Raw genomic sequence first — 24,417 nt, forward strand, 5'->3', positions numbered from 1 at the left:
GAACGATATGAATGAACTGACCAATAAATTACAACAGGTGATGATGCCCAAGGCGGCACTGATCGCGTATGAATACCGTGAGAACCGCTATGGGAACGGAATGCATTACCTCGAACTGCATCCCATCAATGACAGGGGCAGGATGGAGGCTGCCATGCCTGTCACCTATGAGTTCATGGACTCCCTGGTGGAATCCTATACGGATGACAGGCGGAACGTGCCGCACGGGAAAATCCCCGCCAACATGCTGTGGTGTGATACGCGTAAGGGGCACGAGAGGTATATCTGGTACAATCCTCCGGGAAAACGGCAGATGTTCTTTGCCGGAAGCCTGAATATTCCTGACGGGATATTCCATGTGCCCGGCGTGATCTACAAGGTTTCCGGTGGCAGGCTGGACATTTTCTCCTACAAGGGGGAAAAACCGGTGGAAAACAGCCCGCTTTTCCTCGCCCCTTTCTTCAATGTCACGGGCAGCAGTGTTTGTCTGGGAAACGCCGCGTTGCCCCCCCCGGAAGACATGACTTTCTCAAAACTCCTCGAGTATTGGGAAAAACGTTTCTGGCTCAGCGAATTCTCCCATCTGGGAGGAAACAGGAATCCGACCGGAAGCAACCTGGTCTCGGTAACGGAAAAGGCACGCGCCAATCCGTTTGACGAGAACGAACTGAACCCCATGAACAAACAACTTAAAGACTTACTGGCATGAAAAAGATTCATTATACAGACAGATACCTGCTCAATCCCTACCATCCCGTGACCGTCTTCGTAATCGGTGCGGGCGGAACAGGCTCACAGGTGGCCACCGGCCTGGCGCGGATAAGCGTGGCATTACAGGCGCTAGGACATCCGGGACTGCACGTGACGGTCTTCGACCCCGATACCGTCACGGAAGCGAACATCGGACGCCAGCTGTTCAGCGGATCGGAACTCGGATTGAACAAGGCTGCGGCACTTGTGACCCGCATCAACCGTTTTTTCGGCTTCTCGTGGGAGGCAAAAGGGCAGCGTTATCCGCTGAAAGCCTCCGCAGACCGGGAAGAGCCCGCCCTGGCGAACATTATCGTCACCTGCACCGACAACATCCGCTCCCGGATGAACCTCTGGCGGTTCCTAAAGAAACACCGGGAACACACTTCCAACAACGAGCGGTCGCCCATATATTGGATGGACTTCGGCAATGCCCGGACCACCGGACAGGTCCTGATAGGGAACATCCGTGGCAAGATTCTCCAGCCCGTCTCCAACGAATACCTGCCCGTTCCCCGCATGAATGTCATTACCGAAGAAGTACGCTACTCCACCATCAAGGAAAAGGATTCGGGGCCGAGCTGCTCGCTGGCGGAAGCCTTGCAGAAGCAGGACCTTTTCATCAATTCCATACTGGCACAAACCGGCTGCGACATCCTGTGGCGTATGCTCAGGGAAGGAAGGACATTCTACCGGGGAGCCTATCTCAATCTCGATACACTACGGATAAATCCCATTCCGATATAGACAATAAACGTCAGTTTTCTTTTATGCATGGTAAGGATGCATAAAAGAAAACTGACGATTCCTGATTGTTCCCGCCGTGCGGTTCAGCCTTTCAGCCGCACGGCACTTGCCACTCCCTTTTCCGTCATGACCAGCTCATACCGGTCCAGCCTTTCATAGAGTTTGCCCAATGTCTTGCATCCATATCTCCTGACCTTGAATTTGGGCATCATTTTTTTCAATGCGCCGCCGATCAGCGAAAGGGACACCTCCCCTTTGCCGTCAGCCGCTTGCTCAAAAGCCTTGTCAAAATACTCCATGTCCCTTCGGATAAAGAATTCGGGAGTATTGTCCGAAACCTTGTTTTCCTTCCGGTCGGCATACAGGAACACGGAACAGGACCGTACCAGCGATACGGGAGTCTTGCCCTCCCCATATCCCAGCACCTTCAATCCGGCTTCCCGTATCCGTTGGGCAAGCAGGCTGTAGTCACCGTCACTGGCTACCAGACAGAAACAGTCCGCCCGCCCGTCACGAAGGATATCCATCGCGTCTATGACCAGTGCAATATCCGTCGTGTTCTTTCCAGGAGCATGGGAGGAAGCCTGTACAAGCCTGAATCCATGCTCCCGGGCAGTTTCCTTCCACGCGGAAAGCGCTTTCTTCGTCCAGTCTCCATAAATTCGTCTCACGATGGCATCCCCATAACGGGAAACAAAGCCCATTATATCCTCCATCTTCTCAAAGGAAGCGTTATCCCCGTCAATAAGGACCGCAACGGCATATCTGGAATTGGTATTTGTCTTCATAACAACTGTTTATGAAACAAAGTTAGCATAACTTCCGCATATTGATACCCCCACGTTCATTTTTTCTTTCCGCGTTTCAGCAAGAATTCCTGTATTTCCGAGCTTCTGTAGAAGTTCTTTCCGTTATCGTCCGTCTGGTAATAGCGGATCAGCCCCTTTTCCCGGTAACGGGCGACTGTCCGCAGCGACACGTTGAGCAGCCTGGCTATATCATAATTGTCCAGCAGCTCGTCCCCGTTCATGAAATCCTTCACACGCCCCATCCTGTCCAGCTTCTTTTCTATGCGGTCAAAACCTTCCACTATGGTCATTATCATCTTCTCAAGCACTTCATTGTCTATATACATCATGGCGTATCTCTCCTGTCTTTTAAAGGTTATTACTGAAATACCCTTTCTTGTGCGCACTTTCGAGAGTATATGCCATCTTTAGTGAAAAATCTATGCCGAAGTGCCGGTATTAACTTAGTTATATATTGCATTCTGTTGATAATCAATCAAATAATATTGCGTAATTTTTATCAGTGGATGGTATGTGTAAAATTTTGAAGTGTAAAATTGTAAAGTCCGTAATGTAAACTTTACAAGTTACAGATACCACCCCGCCTATATTCTTAAAACCGGATAAATTGATGACGCTTCCACACAAGGTATTCAACATATATGGTTGATAATATTTATTTCAGAGCATTTTCCTGAAGTTTGCCCCTGCAGCCCTCTGTTACATATGACGTTTAATGACATCTGATGTCATTTAACGACATCCTTTTGGACATGAATGTTCCCTTTCATATTTTCGTATCCGACAAAAAATGAAGTTTATGGAGTTTGTATGTATCGAGGCTAAAACATTCATGGAAATGAATGAGGCTCTGGAAGCCGTTGTAAAAAAAATGTGTGAAACATGCGGAAGTTGCGTATCCGGTATGGACGACTGGATTGACAACCAGGAGGCTTGCATGCTCATGGACGTCTCTCCAAGAAAGATGTTGCAGCTTCGCAGAAGCAGGGCCATCCCTTACAGTTATATAGACCGTAAGGTGTATTACAAGCGTCAGGATATTATCTGTTTTATGGAAAACAACATTCACCGTATAACCCCTTAAAAGCAAGATGATCCAATCCCTGTTGACCAAAGAAACCCCGGAAATCATTCGTTTTTTCCGGAGCATAGACAGCCTGTCCGAAATGCTGGACAAGCAGGAGGAGAAATTACGTCCGGTTCTGAACGGAGAACGTTACATTACGGATTGTGAGCTTGCCGAACAGTTGAAACTGACACGCAGGACGCTGGCAGAGTACAGGATAAACGGCAAACTGCCTTACTACAAGATAGGAGGCAAATTACTATATAAGGAGAAGGACATCCTTGCTTTGTTGGAAAGAAACAGGGTGGAGGCGTTTGATGACCGGTAATGTCCGTTTGGGAAATATCCGGACTTCAAGTGCTTCCTTATACTGTTCAATGTAAGACATATGAACCAAGGAATCTTTTAAAAACAGATTTTCCTTGCCGGATTTTATTGGGGGTGTAGATCAGGTTGCGAGGCAAAGGTTTTTCACCTTGGAATCAAGCAGTGTTCCGCATTTCTGTTTCTTACCTGCAAAGGTAGCCTTTTGCCCCTGATCGAGCAAGGCGGTCCTTTGGACCGGTTGGCTGAAAAAATCATCCTCGCTTCGCTGCGGTATTTTTTCGCCAAGCCTTGCACAATCAGGGCAAAAGACAAACGGATGCATATAAGAAAAGAAATACCGGCTTTACCAAAGCCGGGCATGTTTAACCATAAAATAAAAAAGACCATGATCCAAACAAAAAACAAGTATTGCAAGGAAACGTTCATCCGCTTGAACTACTGGTATGACCGGATGCACGGGCTTGTCCGGGAAGACATAGAGAAAGCGAACGCAATGGTGGAACACATCGAAAAGACACGTTCCGACCGGTATCCCCGTACAGGTGACAGCCTGTTCTTTATTTCCGGATACGGTGAACGTTCCCGGCCGTTCTTCGTCGATGCCGTGTATGGAGATAACATCGTGCTCCGGAATTTCTCCCGTGTCCCGTTCGTGTCCCAGGATAAAAAGGGCATCAAATGCGATATGCATGGCGGTGAGTGCGTGTTGGTAAAGGCAGGCGATGTAAGGTTCAATACATGGACTACCGGCCGTTTCAAGCATTGGGGGCATTACGGGGCATGTGAAAACGGGGAGGTTTACTACGATGCGAAAATAGCCCTGTGGGAGTGTGACGCACCTGAACATCCGGAAAGCCGGGAATGGTTCAAAATCCATATCCGCAAAAACACCCGGCCGGGCGGGGATATGTACACCGGAGAAATATCCTGCAAGGATGAGGATGGACTCAGGCAGTTTGTCGACGACCATGAAGGTTTCATATTCGCAGAAGAGGGTTCTCCGGAAATGGTCATGCTATGTTTCAGGCATTCCGACATGAGGATTTCCCCGGAAGAATGGGAAAAGATGGACTGTCCGGTATCCGTGCGTGAGATATACGGACAGATGCAGGAAGTAAAGATTGTAAAAGACCATAAAACACATCTGACCACATTCTACTATTAACACAGTATCGCCGCATTAAAAATCAACCCGCTTCCTGCCACGTGCGGCAGGAAGGAAACGAGGGTACACCATCAGACTGTCTTTTCAATTCCTCTATTATTATGGAGCCGGTTGTTTTTCCCGCACAGATATTCATTCAGGTCCTTATATCCGGAATATTCATGCGAGAGATCGCATATACGGATTCCGTATTTCTCCTTTAATGCCTGCACCGCATTTTTTCCGGCCGTATCATTGTCCAGACAGCAACAGATGCCATCATATCGTGAAAGGAAAGAAAAAGCTTTCTGTAAGTTACTGACAGAATTCAACACTATATAATCCCCCTCTTCCAAGGATGGAAAAGCCGCCCTGAAAGACAGAAAATCCATAAACCCCTCAAAAATATAGCAAATCCCGCTCTCCGGTGAGCTGATGATACAACTGATGTCCTTGGGAGCGATACAAGCCTTGAAATACCTGTTCCGTATCTCGTACCCTCCGGAAATATTAGGGAAAGCGATGGCAAAATAATTTTTCCCGTTCCGCTTAAAATGAGCCTCCTTGCATGCTTTTCGGGCCGTTTCCGTATCAATGCACCGTTCCTCCAGATAGGCAAGCAGTATCCGGTTGGCAAGAGGCGTGATTTTCAAGTCCTGAAAGGCGGGATACGCTTTTTCAAAAGGGCAGGAGACAGTAGCCGGCTTCAAAACCGTCCTTTTATCCTCAATACACCGTAACACACGGCTTACATCCTGTGTCCGATAAATCTCCTTGGCTAATGTTATAATATCCCCTCCTTTCCCCAGACCGAAGTCATACCATAGTTCCTTATGGAGGTCTACCTTGAAAGAGGCCTCCTTTTCCGTCCTGAAGGGCGATTTGTACCATACGCTGTTCCCACGCTGTATTACCGGTTCATGTCCGAATCCGGCTAAAAAATCAACAAGCCTGATGTTCTTTGCTTCCTGTATGTTCATGACATCTCATTTTCATGGATTTAGGCAAAGAACCGCTTTATCTCTGAAACATGAAAAGCAATGTCATCAGATGTCGTCAGAAATCATCAGATGGCACAGGGCTTCTTCTATAGATATGATTTATATGAAAAACGGATACTGATAGTATTCTACGGCGTTTTTGTAAATTAACCGTAGAATATTACCTGTCATTCGGAAAATAATCGTATTTTTGCGAATGGAAAAAGAACTTCTAAGGTGGATTATATGAATGATATAGTTAATAAAGTTGCGTCTCTCGGAGGGACTATATCCACAACGGATATATCTCACCTGTCGGAATATAAACAGGTGTTGCGGGCTAAAGAACGTGGCGATTTGATAAGATTGCGTCATGGAGTATATGCCGCTCCCGAGGCATTGCTAAACACGATGATAGACGTGGAGAGGATAATACCGAATGGTGTTGTATGCCTATACAATGCCTGGACATATCATCAACTGTCTACGACAGTCCCGCCTGCTTTTTGCATAGCCATTGCCAATAAAAGGAAAGTAGTACTTCCACACGTCCTGCCTATAGAACTTTATTATTGGAAAAAAGAGAACTTGGAGTTTGGGATTATGGATGCGGATATATCGGGATATAAAGTTCATATTACTGATATGGAACGAAGTGTTTGTGACGCGGTGAAGTACCGGAACAAGATTGGCCTGGACGTTTGCGCGGAAGTAATACGTACTTATCTGAAAAAGCCGAACCGTAATCTCGCCCGTTTGCAGGATTACGCCAAGCGCCTAAGAGTGTTTAACACGTTGAAAAATTACCTCGAAATCGCAATAGAATAAGATAATGGGAAAGAAAAACTATGGCAAGTCTGTAAAGACACGCTTGCTCAACCTCATGAATGAGACAGGCTATAAATACATGTATCTTCTGGCAAGGTACTTCAACGAGAGACTGCTTTACAGGGTTTCTGTAAGCCAGTACAAGGACAATTTCTTGTTGAAAGGCGGCTCTTTGCTTTATGCCATGAACGGACTTGAGGCTCGTCCTACGGTTGATGTGGATTTTATGGCGGACAGGATCAGTCGTGACAGGGATTTCCTGGCTCGTGTCTTCCAAGAAATCCTGGGTATCGTATGCGATGAAGATGGGGTATCATTTGACGCGGGAAGTATCAAAATAGAACCGATCACGGTCGAAAAGAAATATCCTGGTACAAGATTCTATTTTACCGCCCATATGGATACCATAGCTTATAATATGTCTGTAGATATTGGCTTTGGCGATGTCGTCATTCCACATCCAACAACAATAGACTTTCCTCTGCTTTTACCGGATATCCCTTCTGTGAATATACAGGCATATTCTTTAGAAACCGTTATTGCCGAGAAGTTCCATACGATGATAGACCGTGATGTTCTCAACAGTCGCATGAAAGATTTCTTTGACTGTTATCAGCTCCTGACGAAGAGAAGTTTGAATGACGACGCTTTGTATGACACTATCGAAGCGACGTTTGACAATCGAGGGCTTGCATACAACCCCGATTTGCAACTGTTTACGGATAGTTTTGTTACAGACGAGGCACGCATAAGCCGTTGGAAGGCTTTTCTTAGAAAAATTCAATGGAAAGAGGCACTTGATTTCGATACTGTGATGAAGGCAATAAGAGACAGGCTACAGCCTATGGCTGAAAGATACTGGATGAAACTCTCAAAATAGAATTGAGTAAGATTTAGACAGGCTCTTAGCCATCTTTTAGGAACATTATCAGGTTTGAGCAAAAAATATTTCATAAAAATCCTATTGACATTTGCGGAAATCGAACTTTTTATCTACCTTTACATTGTCAAAGAGATGACGATTGCAAAGACAATTACGAAAAGCGATGAATTTAGTGTGATGCTAATTCAATGGCTTTCATAAAAGATAAAGTAATAAGTGTACAGTCACTCAAGGAGTTAGAATAAACCGAAGCAAAAGGTTCGATTCCTGGTGGCACCACTTATTAAAGAGGAAAAATGAAGCAAACCCCTGAATTCAAAGCGAGTTCAGGGGTTTTCCTTTTATATCCAATAGGAAAAATACACCGAATCCTGCGGTTTCAAGGTGTGTAATTCGGGGAGGATTTTTTTAAGGCTCAATTCCCTCCCGAATTTACCCCTAACTCACAACATTTCACCATTTTACCACCTATTCTTCTTTGTGGCTCAGAAACAAGTTATTAATTAATCAAAGGAGGAAGAAAAAATGGCAAAGCAAACATTTTCGTTATTGTTCATGATCAGAAGAGTTAGTCTATTAAAAACTGGGGAATCTCCTATTTATATGAGAATGACTCTTGCAGGACAAAGAATCGAGTTACAACTAAAAAGAAGAGTGCTACCAAAATTATGGAACCAGAAAAAAGAAAGAGCCATCGGAAAAGATAGCGTTTCCATTGAGATCAATATGTATCTTGAGTCGATCCGCTCTCAGGTATATGAGATATTACGTAATTTAGAAGATGAAGGGTTACCTATTACACTCTCAGAAATCAAAGACAGATTCATCGGTAAAAAAAGCAAAGCAAATCAATGCAAAATGTTTTTTGCCGTATTCCAGGAAGAAATTGACCGAATGGAATCTTTAATCGGCATTGATCTTGCTAAGATCACTGTAGGCCGATACAAACTTTGTTTGCTATATTTCAAGAAATGTATGCTCGTCAATCAAAAGCTTCGGATATAGCTTTAAAAGACATAAACAAAGCTCTGATAATACAATTTGAGACATTCATGAAAGTGGACAAAAATCTCTGTCAAAATACTGTCATACGTTACATGAAATGCTTCAAGAAGATTATCAACATAGGACTAGGTAACGGATGGATAAAAATCAACCCATTTCTTGGAATCAAATTCAGAGAAGAAAAGGTTAAAAAAGACGTTCTCACAATGGATGAAGTAATGAGAATTTACAATAAAGAGTTTTCTATTCCTCGCTTAGAACGGACAAGGGATATATTTGTATTCTGTTGTTGGACAGGATTGGCTTTTATTGATGTTCATGATTTACACGAAAGTGATTTCTTTGTAGATTCAAATGGGAACAAATGGATTATTAGAAACAGAATCAAAACAGGTGTAGAAGCAATTATTCCTGTATCAAAAATACCTTGTGAAATTCTTGAAAAATACAAAAATGACAAAATCAGTATAGCAAAAGAAAAAGTATTACCAGTAGATACGAATCAACGGATGAACAGTTATTTGAAAGAAATAGCGGATGTTTGTGGTATAAACAAAAAGCTTACCACACATACAGCCCGGCATACTTTTGCGACTCTTCTCATAGCAGATCATGCATCAATTAAAAATGTAGCTGCAATGATGGGGCATTCTAGTGTAAAAATGACAGAGCGCTACGCAAGAGTACAAGATTATTCAATATTATATGATATGGAGAAATTTTCTAAGAACATATAATCAAACTAAAGAGCGAGTAAAATAATAACTCGCTCTTTTTTCTAATTCCCTTTATGAACTTTTTATACACAAAACCACTATATATATTAAAACGAAGAGATATCGCTTTATTAGTTATCTATTCAAATTCATCCCTATATATATTATTCGCCACGAGCCTATTTAAACAATAAAAATAAAGAGCGATATTTTGTTATAGAACTCAATATATTTATATATTTGCGAAATAATAAACTAAAAATAGAATCTTATGGCAAACAAGAAAGGCATTAATATCGCCAAACGTATCAATGGTATCAAGAAAGAATTAGATGATATTGCAGCAGGTTATGAGAACCTTAAAAACAGCAATAGTAATCCCGTTGAAAAAAAATCAAGTTAAGTGATATCGATTTTGAAAGCTACGAAAATGAGTTCTTACAAAAATTGCAGATCAAAATAGGAAAAGTCCTTCTGGCAGAATGAAAGTTAAGGAATAAGTACACTATCCAAAGGGTTCCCCAAGGAGCCCTTGATTATACTTAACCATTAATATGTCTGTAAATTTGTAAATTTTCACCAATAAAGACATGTATTTCAAAGCCGTCTACCCATAAACCAGGATAATAACCTAATTACAAATACCTTACTTCTAAACCACTCATTTTTTTAGAATACACACCTTCACATATACAACTGATTATCAGCCAATATATGAATACAACTTTTTGAGGAAAAATCATATTAAACACAATTTGATATACAAACAAATCAATATATTTGCAAAGTACGCCTAACTAATTTGAAGTTTACAGTATCTTACAATATATCAACTAATAACCTAATTTCACAACGTAATGAAATCAAACACTAGAATTAATATTTATTTGTTGGCCTTAGCATCAACATTAATGATTTGGATGATTAGTTGTTCATCCAAACATATCAAGGATATTGATCTTGCCGAAACTATGATCAAAACTTCTCCATATACAGCTGACTCTATATTGGCTAGTATAAATGACAGTTCAAAACTTAATAAAGAGCTTCTTGCCAAATGGTGTCTTTTGAAATGCATTATTTCAGACTCAATTAATACACCAATGCCACAGGTCTCAATAATAGAAGAAACATATGATTTTTATAAAGCTAAAAAAGATTGGACTCAGATGGTAAAATCTGGATTCTATTTAGGACTATCATATAAAGAGTCAGAAGATTATGATAAAGCAATAGATGTGTTTCTATTTTCATTAACCAAAGCTAAAGAACTAAAAGATTACACTTTAGTGGGTTATATATATAGCTGTATAGCAAATATTCATGAATTAAACAAAGACATTCAGAATGCTGAAAAGGATTATGAGTTCGCTAAAAATGCTTTTCTTCAAGCAAATAATACCAAAAGTTATATTCTTGCACTAAAGAACATAGCTAGACAAAAAGCATATCAAAACAGCTTAGATGAAGCACTAAATATTCTACATCAGGGAGATTCTATTGCTCGAACATTAAATGATACAAGTGTATTTGTTAGCATATATAATACTTTGGGGAATATATATTGCCTAATGGGGGATTATGAAAAAGCAGAAGATAATCTTCTAAAATCAGCATCTTTAGATACGAATAGTCTAAACAATAACTATCTAGCATTGACACAAATGTATTTAAATGTAGCTAATTTAGACAAGGCTAATTATTATCTAAATAAAGTCGATTCCAATGATAATAAATACAAAGGTACAATTGCATATTACAAATATCTATATGAAAAAGAGAGAAAGAATTACATGTCTGCACTAGAGAATTACGAGATATGGAATGATACATATATTGACGAAACTATGAAAAAAGAGGAAGAGAACATTCTTGAACTCGAAAAGAAATATGATCAAGCCATAAATGAAACAAAATTACAAGAGTTGAAAATATCTCGTCTTGTGTATATTGTAATACTATGTCTTTCGCTCATTTGTTTATTTATCCTTCATACCCTTTTCCGAAATCATAAAAAAAAGATGAATAATAAAATTATTTCTTTAGAAGAAAAAATCAATTCCATTAACAAAGAATTAGATGTAAAGAAAAAAGAACTAGATATAAAGAAAAATGAAATTGAGGCAAATAAAAAAGATTTAGAGAAATTAGATGAATTAGAACATGAGATTGATGGTCTCAGTACTGAACTAAAACAAATTAAGTATACTTTACTTAAAAATTCTAGTAGTGGGAAAAAGATAGCCGATTTAGCTCAAAAATTCATCCCCAACAATAAAGAGGCTCTTATCGATGAAAAGCTTTACAAGGCAATGGAAAAAGACATAAGAAGTATTTACCCTAAATATAAAGCTCTGATTCTTGAGTTTTATCCCGAAATATCAATATCAGAATGGCAATATTGTTGTTTGCTCATATTTGGCTTGGACAATAAATCTGAGTCAAGATTACTATGTGTCGCCCCCCAATCAGTAAGGACCAGACGACTTCGATTAAGAAAAAAGCTTGGTATAGAACTAGAGGATATGTCAATATACGAATACCTCATTGATAAGATAATTTAATACATTTAGATCTGTAATTGTTATCATTAACTATGCCGCATACATCATGCGCGATAAAACGCTGATATTCAGGAAGCAAATGCATACTGGTTTTAGATTAAAAAACGCTAAGATTTTTGATTGATAGTTTACCTTTGCACAATAACAATCAATTAAATTAAGAGTTTATGAAAAGTTTCAAATTAGGGTCAATCATTGTTTTGACATTACTGTTTTCAATTCCTTCATTCGCTAGACACAGAATACATTTCCCACATTGTTGGGATCAGAGCTACAAAAGTATTATTAAAGAACCTATTCCTTTTGAAGCTATTTTTGAAGACAGCGATAATAGTATTCAACTATGTTTCAATAAAAAAGCTGAAGGGTTAACTGTTCAAATATCTGATAACAAAGGAATTAAAATATTCAATGAAACCTTCAATGCTTCTCAAAATGAAATTAAGACTATTTCATTAAACGATCTTGAGGTTGGAGAATATACGATAGTTGTAACTGAGGGTAATAAGTACGCCGTAGGTAAGTTTGTACTGTAATGGAAAAGGGACTTCTTTTGGAGAAGTCAACACTGTCCATAAAATTGTGTAAATGAAAAACTACAGGTATTGTTACTTGTAGTTTTTTTATTTACTAAATTTGAAAAATGTAAATTTTATGGAGATTCCCAAAGAATTATTGAGCAAGGAGTTCTTAAGTCAATTTAAAAGTGAAGAAGACGTAAGTAAGTTTCTAACGACTCTTCACAGTCAAGTACTTGAACAAATGCCTGAAGGTGAGATGGATGCTTATTTAGGATATGAAAAACATTCAGTCTCAGGTATAAATACCGGCAACTCCCGCAACGGCAAATACTCTAAAAGATTCAAACCGAGCATGGTGAATCCAGTATAGAAATTCCTCGTGACCGTCAGGGAGAGTTTGAACCGGTGATAATTCCCAAACATCAGTCCCATGGTCTTTCGATAGAAAAGCTGTCATGTCGTTGTATGCCAAAGGTATGAGTGTTTCAGATACTGAAGAGGAGATGAAAGAAATCTATGGAATAACCCTGTCTACATCGGCTATATCCATCATAACGGGCAAAGTCACCCTAGCTGCTGTAAAATGGCAGAATCAGCCGTTAGAGAGTCTTTATTTGATGGTGTGGAGATGGTGGTATAGTCTTTAAGGTTCGGGAGAATGGCTAGGTGGTTAACAAGATCGTTTACCTATTTGTGAGTATTTTAAGATTTATAGGAACTTCTATTGAATCACAATTCGGAAATCCTTCAGAATTAACATCTATTGGTTAGGCTAGTTCTATTTCATACTCCTCCTTATGATTTGAAGACAACATATCTTCTACTTCTTCTTTATTACATGATATAAAGGGAATGTCAATATTGTATAAACATATTTTACAATCATTTTTATTTATTAATAAATTATAATGCAAATCTTATGACTAACACAACAATATTATATTATAATTCATTGTGTATACATATAATAAATGCTATTTTGTTCTAATGCACCATATATATATTCGCATGATGCAAATATCAAATGAGTATTACATTTAATTAACTGTCCATCAACAAATATTTTTACAGATATAGAACCGGGCTCTATTGCTGAAATATTTTCTTTAGAAATAACACCAGCTGCGATATAAAGTATTGATCCTTTTTTCATTGTTGTCTCATATGACCAAAATGACAAATCCAGATCCGATTCACTTTTTAGAAGTTCGTTATTAACATACCCCTGTAAAATAAAATCAAAATATGTTTCGCCATATGTATAGCTAATATCCAAATTATATAATTCGGAATGATCAACTTCGACCTCATATCGCACATTTACCAACTGAGGAAGATTTGTATCTATTTGTAAACCATCTTTCAATTGATCAGATTTATTACATGCAAAAAATGTTAGAACTATGGTGATACTTAATAATATAAAAATTACTTTTCTCATAATTCCCTAATTAACAATTAATAAACAGTGAAACAAAAAATCAGTTACAATATAATCACAATTTATAATTATTCCCTTTTTAATTGTGGTAAAATTATCAATAATCAAAAAGGGATATAATTAAACATTAATTTCTAACCTAAATTAATTCCCTCCATCAATCCATGTATAATAAAGTTTCATTTCATTATGAGAAAAAGGATATTCAACATTGCATCCTGGCATAACCTGACCTCCATAACTAGATAATGGTTTGTATACTGCAGTACTAAAACTCCAGGATCCAGAACCATCTTCATTCCTTGTCCATACCTCACTCTGTGTTATTTTACTATCTACAGATCCTGATGGTTTATATGCAGTCTTAGGTCCTTTATGGCCCATTACAGCTTGACCATATTTATAATCTACTTTTACAGATAATGTCCAAACTTCGCATAGCATAGTACCCCAAAAAGTATGAAAATAACACGACACGGGTCCTTTTCTATATGTCAAAACGGCATTGGTAGGAATAACTTCTTCTGTTACAGCTTTTGTCTGAATACCCTCCCTGGATATCTCTTTTACATTAATAGGAACAATTAGTGAATCATTCTCTGCTAAATCAATTGATACTAAATCAAGAGGAGAAGCTATCTCGACTTCGTAAGTAACTTTACTTTGGGATGAACCAGAAATAATCCCATCATCATCCTTATTACATGATGTAAATAGGACAATACCAAACAATAATAAAAACATTAGATTTCTCATGACTTCGTTTAATTAAATTAAAAAATAAATATTTATATAATTCTCTAAATATATCATTTAAACACAGCATATCTCCATTCGATTTCCTTTGTGCAAGATGGTGTAAACAATACTAGTATAAACAAATAATTTTTTTTCATATATAGATTATTAATAAACATTACAACGTCAATATTTCGATGACAAAATTACTAATAAGCGATATAATCTCCTATGATTTCAATGATTTACATATAGACAAACAAGCACTGACTTTCAATATATTACAAACAAATACGTAGACATAATCATAAAAGTATAGTAATATTAGAAATTAGATGTACAAAACAAATCTAAAGTTTTGAAAAACGACGAATCACCTTTAATGATTAGAATCTGTAAAGATAGAAAAATGAAGTATGAAAGCATTGGAATCTCACTTGAACCTAGATATTAGTTTATAATGTATGATTTTAATATAATTCTTATATCTTTGTTGTTGAATATTTGAAACTAATCTACCATGAAAAAATGTATTTTATTTTTATTCGTTGCCACCCTTCTATTCTCGTGTTCCAAACCTAAAACACCCTTAAAGAAAGGAGAGATAGAGAAGCAAAGCTATATCTTTTCTATCAAAGGGACAGATACCTTGCGGCTTGACAAATATGATATTCCTTCCCAAAGGATAGATAAACCCTGTGTACTTTTCGTCTTTGGCGGAGGTTTTGTAGGAGGTTCCCGGACGTATGAAGCAAATATTGATTATTTTGAGAAGTTGGCCGAAAAAGGATATGTTGTCATCGGCATCGATTATCGTTTAGGATTGAAAGATGTTAAGAACAAAGATATATCCGGGCCCGATGAGATTACCGGATTATTGATACATGCGATTCATATAGCTGTCGAAGATTTGTTCGACGCCACCAATTTTGTATACAATCATGCTGCCGAATGGGGAATTGATAAGAATAAGATTATAGCCAATGGGTCGAGTGCCGGGGCCGTAACCGTATTACAGGGAGAATATATGATAAGCCATAAAGCCGAACTGACAAAACGATTGCCAGAGGGCTTTCGCTATGGAGGCATTATTGCTTTCGCCGGCGCTATTGCTAGTGAAAACGGCGACTTGACCTGGCCGGTAAAACCGGCTCCTATCCAGCTTTTCCATGGAGATGCCGATAAGAATGTCCCTTTTGATAAGGCTGTATATGGAAATGCGGGATTGTATGGTTCGAAATATATTGCTAAACAATTAGACGAGATGCAGGCGCCCTATTTCTTTTTTGAAGTAGAAAATGTGGCACATGAAATGGCCGAGTCGCCTATGAAAAATAATCTGGACGAGATTACGACCTTTATAGAGAAGTATGTCGTAAAGCAAAAGCAATTTATCATCAACACCAAAGAAGAGATGATAGGGAGTCCTGAATTGAAGAAGGACTTCGACTTTATGGATTACATCCAAACCAACTATCAGTAATAGGTTATGCTCCTCCGCGAGCAGTTCCTTTATAATTGGTTTGTTCCTAAGAGAAGTTCTCTTTCTTGAATCAGCTCGTGCCCTTGTAATGAGATTATCAAATACAATTTCCGAGAGATTTCATCTTTGAGGAGTTTGGAAATTACGTTTTGTCGGTATCCGAAGAAGGCATCCTTTTCAGACACCTTCTAAACGTACAGGCTATTTATTTACAAATTCAAAATCATACTTATTGTATCTATCTCCAATATTAGGGTATTTCTGTACAAGTTGCTTTATCTCTGTCATATCCTCTTCCGACAACTCGATATTAGCAGCCTGTACATTTTTTTCTAAATATTTCATACGTTTCGTACCTGGTATGGGTACAATATTTTCACCTTGCGCTAATAACCAAGCCAAAGCAAGCTGAGCAGGAGTAATGTTTTTACTTTTCGCAATAGTTGCCAGTCCGGTAGCTAAATTGCGGTTATTCTCCCAATGTTCACTATTATAACGAGGTAAATGCTTTCGAAAATCATTTTCTCCTAAAGCATTAACATCAATGGTATTAGTGACCAATCCTCTGCCTAGTGGAGAAAACGGAACTAGAGTTATTCCCAATTCTTTAGTTAAGGGTAGCATCTCTTTTTCCACATCACGGGTTAATAAGGAATACTCACTTTCAACGGCTGATATAGGATGAACAGCATAAGCTCTCCGCAATGATTCGGATGAACATTCGCTTAATCCTAAATAACGCACTTTCCCCTCTCTCACCAGTTCAGCCATAGCACCAACGGTTTCTTCAACTGGTATTGCCGGGTCTATCCGATGTGCATAGTATAAGTCTATGGCTTCAATATTCAACCTTTTCAAACTGCTTTCTACTGCTTGTCTCATATATTTAGGAGAAGCATCCACATAACTCTCGCCACCGGTAAACACACTGCCTTGATTATTACGTAAACGGAAACCGAATTTCGTTGCAATAAAAATCTGATTTCTTCTTTCAGCCAATACCTTAGATAGTAATCGCTCATTAGCACCATTGCCATACACATCAGCTGTATCCCAAAAGTTGACACCAAGCTCCAATGCACGGTACAATGTTTTGATGCTTTCTTTTTCATCGGCTACTCCATACGCAGCACTCATCCCCATGCAACCTAATCCGATAGCGGACAGATTCTCTCCTGTTTTACCTAATTTTCTGTACTTCATAATTCATATTTCTAGTCGGTACAAAATTAGGGAGAGGCATTCTGATTGAATGATACAATTCAAAGCATCATTTGCACAAATCAAATAATTGCCTGTTCTCTGATTTCACTAGGGGATTTACCGGTATGCTTACGATAAAATTTACTGAAATAAGAGACCGTTTCGAATCCCAAACTATACGCTATTTCTGATATAGAAAGATTACTGTGTAACAAATATTGCGTACATTCTTTGGTAATTCTTTCCGCAATCATCTCAGAGGTTGTTTTTCCTGTCGTATCTTTAACTACTTTATTTAAATGATTAATATGCACAGACAGGCGGTTTGCATAATCGGCAGGAGTACGTAAATTTAATATCGCGTGCGGATAATCAACCGGGAATTGCCTGTCTAACAATTCTATGAATAATTCAGTAATACGCTGTGAAGCATTCGGGAACGACTCATACTGATTGAAATCTTGCATTTTCAAGGCTGTATGTATCAACAAATGAAGGTAGCATCGCAACACATCAGACTTATTTACATAGTCGGATTGGTTTTCTTCCTGCATCTGCATGTATATATCCAGTACTTTATCAACTTGTGTATCATCCAAAAAGAAAACTTTATCTCCTGTTATTTTAAACAATGGAGTATTGGCTAACGAACCGTTTTTTTCTTCCGACTGCACAAACTGTTCATTGAAAATGCAAAACATTCCTTTCTGTTCTTCGCTGATTGATTCCCAAGCATAAGAAACCAAAGGATTGGAAAACAACAATGCAGGCCGGTTTACCAAAATCCATTTATCTGCATAATATAGTTTTCCCACACCTATAATCAATGTAATTTTATAAAACTCCCTATAACTGAATTGCACTGTTCCAAAATTACATTGCCGGGAGAAAATATTAAAATAGGGTTTCTCCTTAGAATAGGTAGCATCCGGTTGAGAGGTACGAAGCTGTATCCTTTTATAGAATTGCGAAATACTTTCAGGCATAATAACGAGTATTTATTGCAAAATAAACAATTATTATTCAATGGACAGCTTACTTTGCAGGTAATAACACTATTAAATCCTCACACTCTTCGATTAAATAGTATGCAATGAAAACTAAAGATTCAGAATCTGATGCATTATCAAAATGCAGTATCGGCTTATTCTTAGGTTCGTAAAATGCTTCCCCACCTGTTAGCAATTGAGGTTTTTCTCCTTCAACCTGGAACAATAAAGTACCTGAAACAACATGCCCCACAACTGAGCAAGGATGTAAATGATACTCAGCCTTTCCACTTTGCGGAATAACGACTCTTTTAATTTCGACTTTTGATAAACCTTGCTTTTCCTTCAATTGAATAGAAAGAAGATTGGTTCTTGCTACGTTATTCTTTTCCATACTTGTGCAACAATTTAAAATGATTAATACAATGAATACTGCTATCTTATTCATGATAGATTTGTTTGCTGCAAAGATAGGACAGAGCAAGAGCTTATTTCATTGACCTATGTTAAGAGATTTAAGACGGCTCAAGGATTCAGGTTTTATTCCAAGATATGATGCTATATGATATTGTGATACATGTTGTTCTATATTAGGATAAGTTTGTAGAAGTAATTTATATCTGTCTAAAGCGTTATCCATAAACAATGATGTCTCTTTCCTGCATTTTTTAATAAAGAGAGTGTCTGCTATATATTTTCCCAATTTATACCACTCATTCGAGGCTTGTAGTAATTGGTCATAATTAGTTTTAGATAAACAATATATAACCGAGTCTTCCAATGCCTGTATGCTTCCTACACTTGCCTCTTTAGTTAGAAAACTTCTATAAGATGTGATAAATGAACCTTCAAAATAAAAGTCACTGATATAATCGTCTCCTTCCTTTTCTATGTAAGAGCGTAAAACTCCCGATTCCACAAAGCCTATAAATCTACAGATTTGTCCCTGATGCAATAAATAGTCTTTCCGCTTCAAAAAAACTTTATCGCATGTATCTATCAGCCTTCCATATAAATCGGACGATAGACCAACTTCGTTGATTAGAAAGTTCTCTAATATCATATTTTATCTATGCCGCAACGCCCCCCATTTAATACACCGTTACTATTTCCCCCCTCTCCTTTCGAGTTGAGAAACGTTCGGGTTGTTCTGCGATATATCCCAATGGTATAATCGCTACCGGATATTTTTCAGCAGGCAATTGAAAGTTCGTTCTAAGTAAGTCCAAATCAAAGTTACAAACCCAGCAACTACCTAACCCCATTTCTGTAGCAGCAAGACAAATATGTTCTGTTGCAATGGCGGCGTCGATGTCTGCATGATTTTTATTATCAGACTTCCGTACCCAGGCTTCTGATTTATCAGCACATACCACGATATAGACTGGCGCTTTTGCAAACCATTCCCTATTATAACATTGCTGTACCTTCTTTTTCTGTTCTTCACTGATTACGACCATGAAATGCCACGGTTGATAATTTACCGCAGAAGGAGCTAAGCGGGCACATTCAATAATATAATCTATCTTATCCTGCTCGACCTTATCCGACTTATAATTTCTTGCTGAAAAGCGTTTCTTTGTTAGTTCTAAAAAGTCCATACCTTCGCTGTTTTTAATATTTGGAGTAAAATATCTGTAAAATTACGCTTTACAAACTATATTTGCTACATGAATAGAGAAAATTTGTAATAACTTCACCCTTTTAAAAACAAAATCACTAAAAGACAAAATCATGGCTACAATTTTAAAATCAAACGACAGAAACTTTCAGGAAAATCCGAACAGGATTGAGCCTTTCAAATTATTCACAGACATCTCCAGAATCCAAAAAGGAGTGAAACCGGAAAATTTAAATTTCGACTTGCGGCAACTGAATCCCGGACAATACTGCTCTGCGTACCATTTCCACCGATATGCAGAAGAATTATTCTTAATAATCTCCGGTTCTGCCACCCTAAGAACACCCAAAGGGTTAGAAGCCGTAAGCAGCGGCGATTTGATTTTTTTTGAAAAAGGTGAAACCGGAGCACATCAATTATACAATCACACGACAGAACCCTGTGTATACCTTGATATAAGGACATTTATCGGATACGACATTTGCGAATATCCGGATTCCGATAAAATATATCTTGTTCCGTCAGGTGAGATATTCAATAAATCCGCCCAATCCGCTTATTTTGACGGAGAAGAAAATCCCCAGGAGAAATGGAGGGAACTTCAATGAAGCCAGACAATATCACCCGCGAAGAATTATGGGCCAGACAAAACCTATCAGCTACCGGCATCGATTACGCCGTTTGGGAACGCGATAAAACCATGCTCCTGCAAATGGCGAAAATAAATCGTACCTGTACCTTCGTTGTCGATGTCTACAAATGCAGATATGCTTTCGCATCTTCTAACTTTTCCGACTTGCTGGGATATGACAACCATAAAATTGCCACTCTCGAAAAACAGGGCGACTATCTGGAATCACGTATCCATCCGGACGACCGCCAGCAACTGGAGGCTTTCCAAATCCGGTTGGGAGAATTTATTTACAGCCTCCCTGCCGCAGAACGCAACAACTATTGTAATATTTACAGTTTCCGTGTCCGCAACATCCGTCAACAATACGTACGTGTCATCAGTAAACATCAGGTAATGGAGCAGGACGCAACAGGAAAAGCATGGCTTATATTAGGGAATCTGGACATTTCACCCAACCAGGAAGAAACAAACGGAGTAGATTGTACCGTCCTCAACCTCAGAAACGGAGAGATGTTCTCCCCTTCCCTCCCGCCCCGTCAGCAACCGATTCTCACTCCGCGGGAAACGGAGATATTACATCTTATTCAGGAAGGACTGCTAAGTAAGGAAATCGCTCATAAACTATGCATCAGTATCCACACGGTGAATATCCACCGTCAGAACCTGTTACACAAATTAGGGGTCCAAAACTCTATCGAAGCTATAAATGCCGGATTGGAATCTGGACTGTTAAACCGGCTTACGGCATCCACTCCACCACACCGGTAACCGGATATTGTTTTCTCCACTCCTCAAATTCGGCATAACTCCGCACACCGTCACGGATAACAGCCTGATAATACTCCACTCCCATGACCTTTTCCGTTTCGGGTGTTTCAAATTTCAGTTGCAGGATAGTCCGTCTTGTTTCATCCGTCAGAACAGCAGCGATTCGCTTGGCTACCTTTTCAAAATAACCGTCATATCGGGAACCTTTCCGGATATGAATCATATCTATCTGCCAAAGTTCGCCCTCCGGTTCCTGAAACCAGGCATGCCACTCCACGCACTCCTCAACCGTATGTAACAAGTTCGCACACTCTATTTTTTTGACAGACGGATTCTCCGCAATTTTTGCCATCGCCCGGAAACTGTCTGATAATTCCAATGGAGAGGTGTAAATATGAAAATCAATATCCCGGTGCGTCATCAGTAACCCCATACTTAAAGAACCAACCAGATTGATTTCAGCCCCTACGCTTTCCCAGGCGGGGATAACGCCGCTGTCCTCCACTATTTTCCAGGCCCGCTGCTGATTCAGCCGTGCTATATCGAGAATATCCATTTTTGTATTTTTAATGTGCACGCAAAAGTATGAAAAAGGCCGGAGATATAGTTATAAATCACTATTTAATAGCCGGGCCGGTTCATGTAACTTTGCCCGTCCTTTTCAATCATTTTAATATAACAACAAGGCAGCTATGGCATTCAACGAAACAGAAAAACAGGAAAAAGAATATTTACAAAAGATACTCAGTATCATACACGCTACGATTAACAATACCGACAAATCAGTTAAAGACCATGTAGACACCCTGCAAGAATACAAGGATTATTTATGGTCTAACAAAGACATAGACCCGCACGAGATTCGTTCCATGCGCGAAAGTATCCTGAACCATTTCGCATTGGGAGAAAACGTCATCGATAAACGCAAACGGTTAGCCCGGATTCTCGAAATTCCCTATTTCGGACGGATAGATTTCAAAGAAAAGAAAGATGGCAGCCAAACCACACCTGTTTATATTGGAATACACACATTCTACGACTCCATAAGCAGGACCAATCTGATATACGACTGGAGAGCCCCGGTCTCAAGCATGTTTTACGACCATGAACTGGGTGAAGCCTCCTACACCTCCCCGACCGGCGAAATCTACGGCAAAATATCTCTCAAACGCCAGTACCGCATCCGTAAAGGCCGGATGGAACATATGATTGAAAGTTCCCTCACCGTCCATGACGACATTCTACAGAAAGAACTCAGTGCCAATGCCGACGACAAAATGAAGAATATCGTAACGACTATCCAGCGTGAGCAGAACCAAATTATCCGTAACGAAGAAGCTCCCGTACTTATCATACAGGGAGTAGCCGGTTCTGGTAAAACCTCCATTGCCTTGCATCGTATCGCTTATCTGCTTTACACCCTGAAAGGAAATATTTCTTCCAGGGATATTCTGATTATATCCCCCAATAAAGTCTTTGCCGATTACATATCCAACGTACTACCCGAGCTCGGAGAAGAGACAGTTCCTGAAACCAGCATGGAACAAATCCTTTCGGAATTACTCAAAAATAAATATAAATACCGGAATTTCTTCGACCAGGTAACCGAATTGCTGGAAAAACCATCCCGGGATTTTATCGAACGAATACAATACAAGGCATCGTTCGATTTCATTTCCCTGTTGGACAAATTCATCCTCCACATGGAAAACAATTATTTCAAGGCTACAGATGTCCAGTTCACCAGACATATCACCATCCCCGCCGGCTTCATCGAGGAACAGTTCAAACGATTCAACCGTTATCCGATGCGACAACGGTTTGAGACAATGACCGATTACATACTGGATATGATGAAAATCCAATACAACATATCCGTAACCACGTCAGAAAAGAACCTACTGAAAAAAGAGATAAAAAAGATGTTCGGCGGAAACAACGATCTCCAGGTATATAAAGACTTTTTCAAATGGACCGGGAAACCTGAAATGTTTAAACTGCGCAAAGGCCATATCCTTGAATATGCAGACCTTGCCCCGTTGGCCTACCTGCACATGTCGTTGGACGGAAACACGACATATTCCCATATCAAACATCTCCTGATAGACGAAATGCAGGACTATTCGCCCATTCAATTTAAAGTAATTCAAAAACTTTATCCCTGCCGGAAAACTATTCTCGGCGATGCATGCCAATCGGTAAACCCCTACGGTTCATCGACAGCCGAAATGATTCGCAAAGCATTTGCAGCAGGAGAGGTCATGAAATTATGCAAAAGTTATCGTTCGACCATCGAAATAACCAGCTTTGCCCAAAAGATACGCTCTAATGACGAACTGATACCGGTTGTACGTCATGGCAAAAAGCCGGAAATTCTCCGGTTCGGAAATGCTGAAGAAGAAATATCCGCCATCGTTCATTTGGTTTCTGTATTCAGAGAATCAAAATACAATTCATTGGGAATCGTATGCAAAACTGAATTACAGGCAAAAGAAATGGCAGAAAAACTTCAAAAACAAATCGAAGACATATATTTCCTGTCCAGTCAAAGTTCCGCTTTCATAAACGGTACCATCGTCACTTCTTCCCATATGGCTAAAGGGCTGGAGTTTGATGAAGTAATCGTCCCCCAAACCAATAAGACAAATTACTATTCGGAAATCGATAAAAGCATGCTTTATGTGGCAGTAACCCGAGCGATGCATCAATTGACAGTGACATATTCAGGGGAACAAAGTGAATTTATCCGTACGGCTACTCAACACTAAAATCCTCGGATTTGAACCCACTATAATATCTTCCCGAAAAAGCGGTGAATTTCAACACACAATAATCCGGGTCGGTAACACCTTCTTTATAATACATTGTATCTCCCGGCAACCAGATTAATTCTTTGCTTGCCGGGTCAGTCAGGACTTCGATTGTTCCTTTCAGCATCACGCCTTTGAAAAAGCGCCGGTCGCAAAAGTAAATACAGGAACGGTCATTCTCCCTGAACTGAGCCACACGCATGGAAGATGTATTGGTAGTAAAATAAAATGTACGGATTCCTTCCCGTTTACGAGGTTGAAGCATTGCTTTGATATTAGGGAAACCTTCCTCATCAACCGAACCAAGGAATGAAACTGTCTGTTTGTCAACGATATTACCTCTCGTCTTTTCCGGATCTCTCATAATTAAACTGTTATTCGTTTATAATA

At 39.3% G+C, this 24,417-nt stretch carries 28 protein-coding genes and 2 pseudogenes; 18 read left to right on the forward strand and 12 right to left on the reverse strand.

The annotated features are described in order from the left end of the window. Nucleotides 1-7 precede the first annotated feature (7 nt). Together NBH15_RS05355 and NBH15_RS05360 are read left to right on the forward strand one after the other, a co-directional pair. Nucleotides 8-709 carry a prokaryotic E2 ligase family D protein gene (locus tag NBH15_RS05355; RefSeq protein WP_033572556.1) on the forward strand — a complete coding sequence of 234 codons (702 nt, stop codon included), beginning with the start codon at nucleotides 8-10 and terminating at the stop codon, nucleotides 707-709. Continuing rightward, entirely contained in the window at nucleotides 706-1,497 is a 792-nt protein-coding gene (locus NBH15_RS05360; protein ID WP_033572551.1) for a PRTRC system ThiF family protein, read from the forward strand. The genes NBH15_RS05355 and NBH15_RS05360 overlap by 4 nt, the downstream gene beginning before the upstream one ends. A gap of 83 nt (nucleotides 1,498-1,580) precedes the next feature. Here the strand turns inward: NBH15_RS05360 and NBH15_RS05365 are convergent, their stop codons facing one another. Both NBH15_RS05365 and NBH15_RS05370 read right to left on the reverse strand, forming a co-directional pair. Continuing rightward, the gene (locus NBH15_RS05365) at nucleotides 1,581-2,285 is read right to left on the reverse strand and encodes an NYN domain-containing protein (protein WP_005656955.1); all 705 of its coding nucleotides are present in this window, start codon (nucleotides 2,283-2,285) and stop codon (nucleotides 1,581-1,583) included. Nucleotides 2,286-2,341: 56 nt separating this feature from the next. Next, nucleotides 2,342-2,635, reverse strand: coding sequence for a helix-turn-helix domain-containing protein (locus tag NBH15_RS05370; RefSeq protein WP_005636803.1), 294 nt, complete (start codon nucleotides 2,633-2,635; stop codon nucleotides 2,342-2,344). Nucleotides 2,636-3,105: 470 nt separating this feature from the next. Between NBH15_RS05370 and NBH15_RS05375 the strand changes: the two genes are divergently transcribed. From NBH15_RS05375 to NBH15_RS05385, 3 genes are all read left to right on the forward strand, one after another. Continuing rightward, nucleotides 3,106-3,390 (forward strand): helix-turn-helix domain-containing protein, encoded by a 285-nt coding sequence (locus tag NBH15_RS05375; protein ID WP_032598767.1) that lies wholly within the window; start codon nucleotides 3,106-3,108, stop codon nucleotides 3,388-3,390. Between the two features lie 7 nt (nucleotides 3,391-3,397). Continuing rightward, complete coding sequence (locus tag NBH15_RS05380; RefSeq protein WP_008675094.1) at nucleotides 3,398-3,700, forward strand: helix-turn-helix domain-containing protein; 303 nt, start codon at nucleotides 3,398-3,400, stop codon at nucleotides 3,698-3,700. A 384-nt stretch (nucleotides 3,701-4,084) separates the two neighbouring features. Beyond that, nucleotides 4,085-4,864, forward strand: coding sequence for a DUF4121 family protein (locus NBH15_RS05385; protein ID WP_057256645.1), 780 nt, complete (start codon nucleotides 4,085-4,087; stop codon nucleotides 4,862-4,864). Nucleotides 4,865-4,935: 71 nt separating this feature from the next. Here NBH15_RS05385 and NBH15_RS05390 read toward each other — a convergent pair whose 3' ends face one another. Further along, entirely contained in the window at nucleotides 4,936-5,823 is an 888-nt protein-coding gene (locus tag NBH15_RS05390) for a DUF8464 domain-containing protein (RefSeq protein WP_005656963.1), read from the reverse strand. Nucleotides 5,824-6,069: 246 nt separating this feature from the next. Here NBH15_RS05390 and NBH15_RS05395 point away from each other — a divergent pair, with 246 nt between their 5' ends. From NBH15_RS05395 to NBH15_RS05425, 8 genes and pseudogenes are all read left to right on the forward strand, one after another. Beyond that, entirely contained in the window at nucleotides 6,070-6,651 is a 582-nt protein-coding gene (locus NBH15_RS05395) for a type IV toxin-antitoxin system AbiEi family antitoxin domain-containing protein (protein ID WP_057256633.1), read from the forward strand. Nucleotides 6,652-6,655: 4 nt separating this feature from the next. Beyond that, nucleotides 6,656-7,531, forward strand: a complete 876-nt coding sequence (locus NBH15_RS05400; RefSeq protein ID WP_250822144.1) for a nucleotidyl transferase AbiEii/AbiGii toxin family protein — start codon at nucleotides 6,656-6,658, stop codon at nucleotides 7,529-7,531. 528 nt (nucleotides 7,532-8,059) lie between these two features. Continuing rightward, nucleotides 8,060-8,539: an Arm DNA-binding domain-containing protein gene (locus tag NBH15_RS05405; protein WP_233567600.1), complete on the forward strand. Its 480-nt coding sequence runs from the start codon at nucleotides 8,060-8,062 to the stop codon at nucleotides 8,537-8,539. Next, nucleotides 8,506-9,276 carry a site-specific integrase gene (locus tag NBH15_RS05410; protein ID WP_233567601.1) on the forward strand — a complete coding sequence of 257 codons (771 nt, stop codon included), beginning with the start codon at nucleotides 8,506-8,508 and terminating at the stop codon, nucleotides 9,274-9,276. The genes NBH15_RS05405 and NBH15_RS05410 overlap by 34 nt, the downstream gene beginning before the upstream one ends. A 250-nt stretch (nucleotides 9,277-9,526) precedes the next feature. Continuing rightward, entirely contained in the window at nucleotides 9,527-9,658 is a 132-nt protein-coding gene (locus NBH15_RS29205) for a hypothetical protein (RefSeq protein WP_255420006.1), read from the forward strand. A 454-nt stretch (nucleotides 9,659-10,112) separates the two neighbouring features. Continuing rightward, nucleotides 10,113-11,819, forward strand: coding sequence for a tetratricopeptide repeat protein (locus NBH15_RS05415; RefSeq protein WP_250822145.1), 1,707 nt, complete (start codon nucleotides 10,113-10,115; stop codon nucleotides 11,817-11,819). 167 nt (nucleotides 11,820-11,986) lie between these two features. Next, nucleotides 11,987-12,355, forward strand: coding sequence for a DUF3244 domain-containing protein (locus tag NBH15_RS05420; RefSeq protein WP_244050161.1), 369 nt, complete (start codon nucleotides 11,987-11,989; stop codon nucleotides 12,353-12,355). Nucleotides 12,356-12,473: 118 nt separating this feature from the next. After that, nucleotides 12,474-13,003 (forward strand): annotated as a pseudogene (locus NBH15_RS05425) (transposase); the annotation flags it as partial. A 286-nt stretch (nucleotides 13,004-13,289) separates the two neighbouring features. Here NBH15_RS05425 and NBH15_RS05435 read toward each other — a convergent pair. Continuing rightward, a complete protein-coding gene (locus NBH15_RS05435; RefSeq protein ID WP_244050160.1) occupies nucleotides 13,290-13,781 on the reverse strand; it encodes a hypothetical protein in 492 nt (163 codons plus the stop codon). 144 nt (nucleotides 13,782-13,925) lie between these two features. Beyond that, entirely contained in the window at nucleotides 13,926-14,537 is a 612-nt protein-coding gene (locus NBH15_RS05440; protein ID WP_128135841.1) for a hypothetical protein, read from the reverse strand. A 337-nt stretch (nucleotides 14,538-14,874) separates the two neighbouring features. On the opposite strand from NBH15_RS05440, the pseudogene NBH15_RS05445 reads away from it, so the two are divergent. Both NBH15_RS05445 and NBH15_RS05450 read left to right on the forward strand, forming a co-directional pair. Then, nucleotides 14,875-14,973 (forward strand): annotated as a pseudogene (locus tag NBH15_RS05445) (Arm DNA-binding domain-containing protein); the annotation flags it as partial. 66 nt (nucleotides 14,974-15,039) lie between these two features. After that, nucleotides 15,040-16,002, forward strand: coding sequence for an alpha/beta hydrolase (locus NBH15_RS05450; protein ID WP_128133631.1), 963 nt, complete (start codon nucleotides 15,040-15,042; stop codon nucleotides 16,000-16,002). Nucleotides 16,003-16,203: 201 nt separating this feature from the next. On the opposite strand, the gene NBH15_RS05455 is transcribed toward NBH15_RS05450, so the two are convergent. The 5 genes from NBH15_RS05455 to NBH15_RS05475 form a co-directional block, all read right to left on the reverse strand. After that, the gene (locus NBH15_RS05455; RefSeq protein ID WP_128133632.1) at nucleotides 16,204-17,205 is read right to left on the reverse strand and encodes an aldo/keto reductase; all 1,002 of its coding nucleotides are present in this window, start codon (nucleotides 17,203-17,205) and stop codon (nucleotides 16,204-16,206) included. An 80-nt stretch (nucleotides 17,206-17,285) separates the two neighbouring features. After that, nucleotides 17,286-18,191, reverse strand: a complete 906-nt coding sequence (locus tag NBH15_RS05460; RefSeq protein ID WP_250822147.1) for a helix-turn-helix domain-containing protein — start codon at nucleotides 18,189-18,191, stop codon at nucleotides 17,286-17,288. Between the two features lie 49 nt (nucleotides 18,192-18,240). Continuing rightward, complete coding sequence (locus NBH15_RS05465; RefSeq protein WP_233566966.1) at nucleotides 18,241-18,642, reverse strand: cupin domain-containing protein; 402 nt, start codon at nucleotides 18,640-18,642, stop codon at nucleotides 18,241-18,243. Nucleotides 18,643-18,687: 45 nt separating this feature from the next. Beyond that, nucleotides 18,688-19,257: a Crp/Fnr family transcriptional regulator gene (locus NBH15_RS05470; RefSeq protein ID WP_128133634.1), complete on the reverse strand. Its 570-nt coding sequence runs from the start codon at nucleotides 19,255-19,257 to the stop codon at nucleotides 18,688-18,690. A 28-nt stretch (nucleotides 19,258-19,285) separates the two neighbouring features. Beyond that, a complete protein-coding gene (locus NBH15_RS05475) occupies nucleotides 19,286-19,795 on the reverse strand; it encodes a nitroreductase family protein (protein WP_186958159.1) in 510 nt (169 codons plus the stop codon). A gap of 133 nt (nucleotides 19,796-19,928) precedes the next feature. On the opposite strand from NBH15_RS05475, the gene NBH15_RS05480 reads away from it, so the two are divergent. Next, entirely contained in the window at nucleotides 19,929-20,423 is a 495-nt protein-coding gene (locus tag NBH15_RS05480) for a cupin domain-containing protein (RefSeq protein ID WP_250822148.1), read from the forward strand. Then, a complete protein-coding gene (locus NBH15_RS05485) occupies nucleotides 20,420-21,217 on the forward strand; it encodes a LuxR C-terminal-related transcriptional regulator (RefSeq protein WP_250822168.1) in 798 nt (265 codons plus the stop codon). The genes NBH15_RS05480 and NBH15_RS05485 overlap by 4 nt, the downstream gene beginning before the upstream one ends. Here NBH15_RS05485 and NBH15_RS05490 read toward each other — a convergent pair. Continuing rightward, nucleotides 21,189-21,773 carry a phosphoglycerate mutase family protein gene (locus NBH15_RS05490; RefSeq protein ID WP_128133638.1) on the reverse strand — a complete coding sequence of 195 codons (585 nt, stop codon included), beginning with the start codon at nucleotides 21,771-21,773 and terminating at the stop codon, nucleotides 21,189-21,191. The genes NBH15_RS05485 and NBH15_RS05490 overlap by 29 nt on opposite strands. A 136-nt stretch (nucleotides 21,774-21,909) precedes the next feature. On the opposite strand from NBH15_RS05490, the gene NBH15_RS05495 reads away from it, so the two are divergent. Further along, nucleotides 21,910-23,985, forward strand: coding sequence for a HelD family protein (locus NBH15_RS05495; RefSeq protein WP_250822149.1), 2,076 nt, complete (start codon nucleotides 21,910-21,912; stop codon nucleotides 23,983-23,985). On the opposite strand, the gene NBH15_RS05500 is transcribed toward NBH15_RS05495, so the two are convergent. Then, the gene (locus tag NBH15_RS05500) at nucleotides 23,972-24,391 is read right to left on the reverse strand and encodes a pyridoxamine 5'-phosphate oxidase family protein (RefSeq protein ID WP_250822150.1); all 420 of its coding nucleotides are present in this window, start codon (nucleotides 24,389-24,391) and stop codon (nucleotides 23,972-23,974) included. The genes NBH15_RS05495 and NBH15_RS05500 overlap by 14 nt on opposite strands. Nucleotides 24,392-24,417: the final 26 nt, after the last annotated feature.

Source organism: Parabacteroides caeci (genome assembly GCF_023656795.1).
GTDB classification, from domain to species: domain Bacteria; phylum Bacteroidota; class Bacteroidia; order Bacteroidales; family Tannerellaceae; genus Parabacteroides; species Parabacteroides segnis.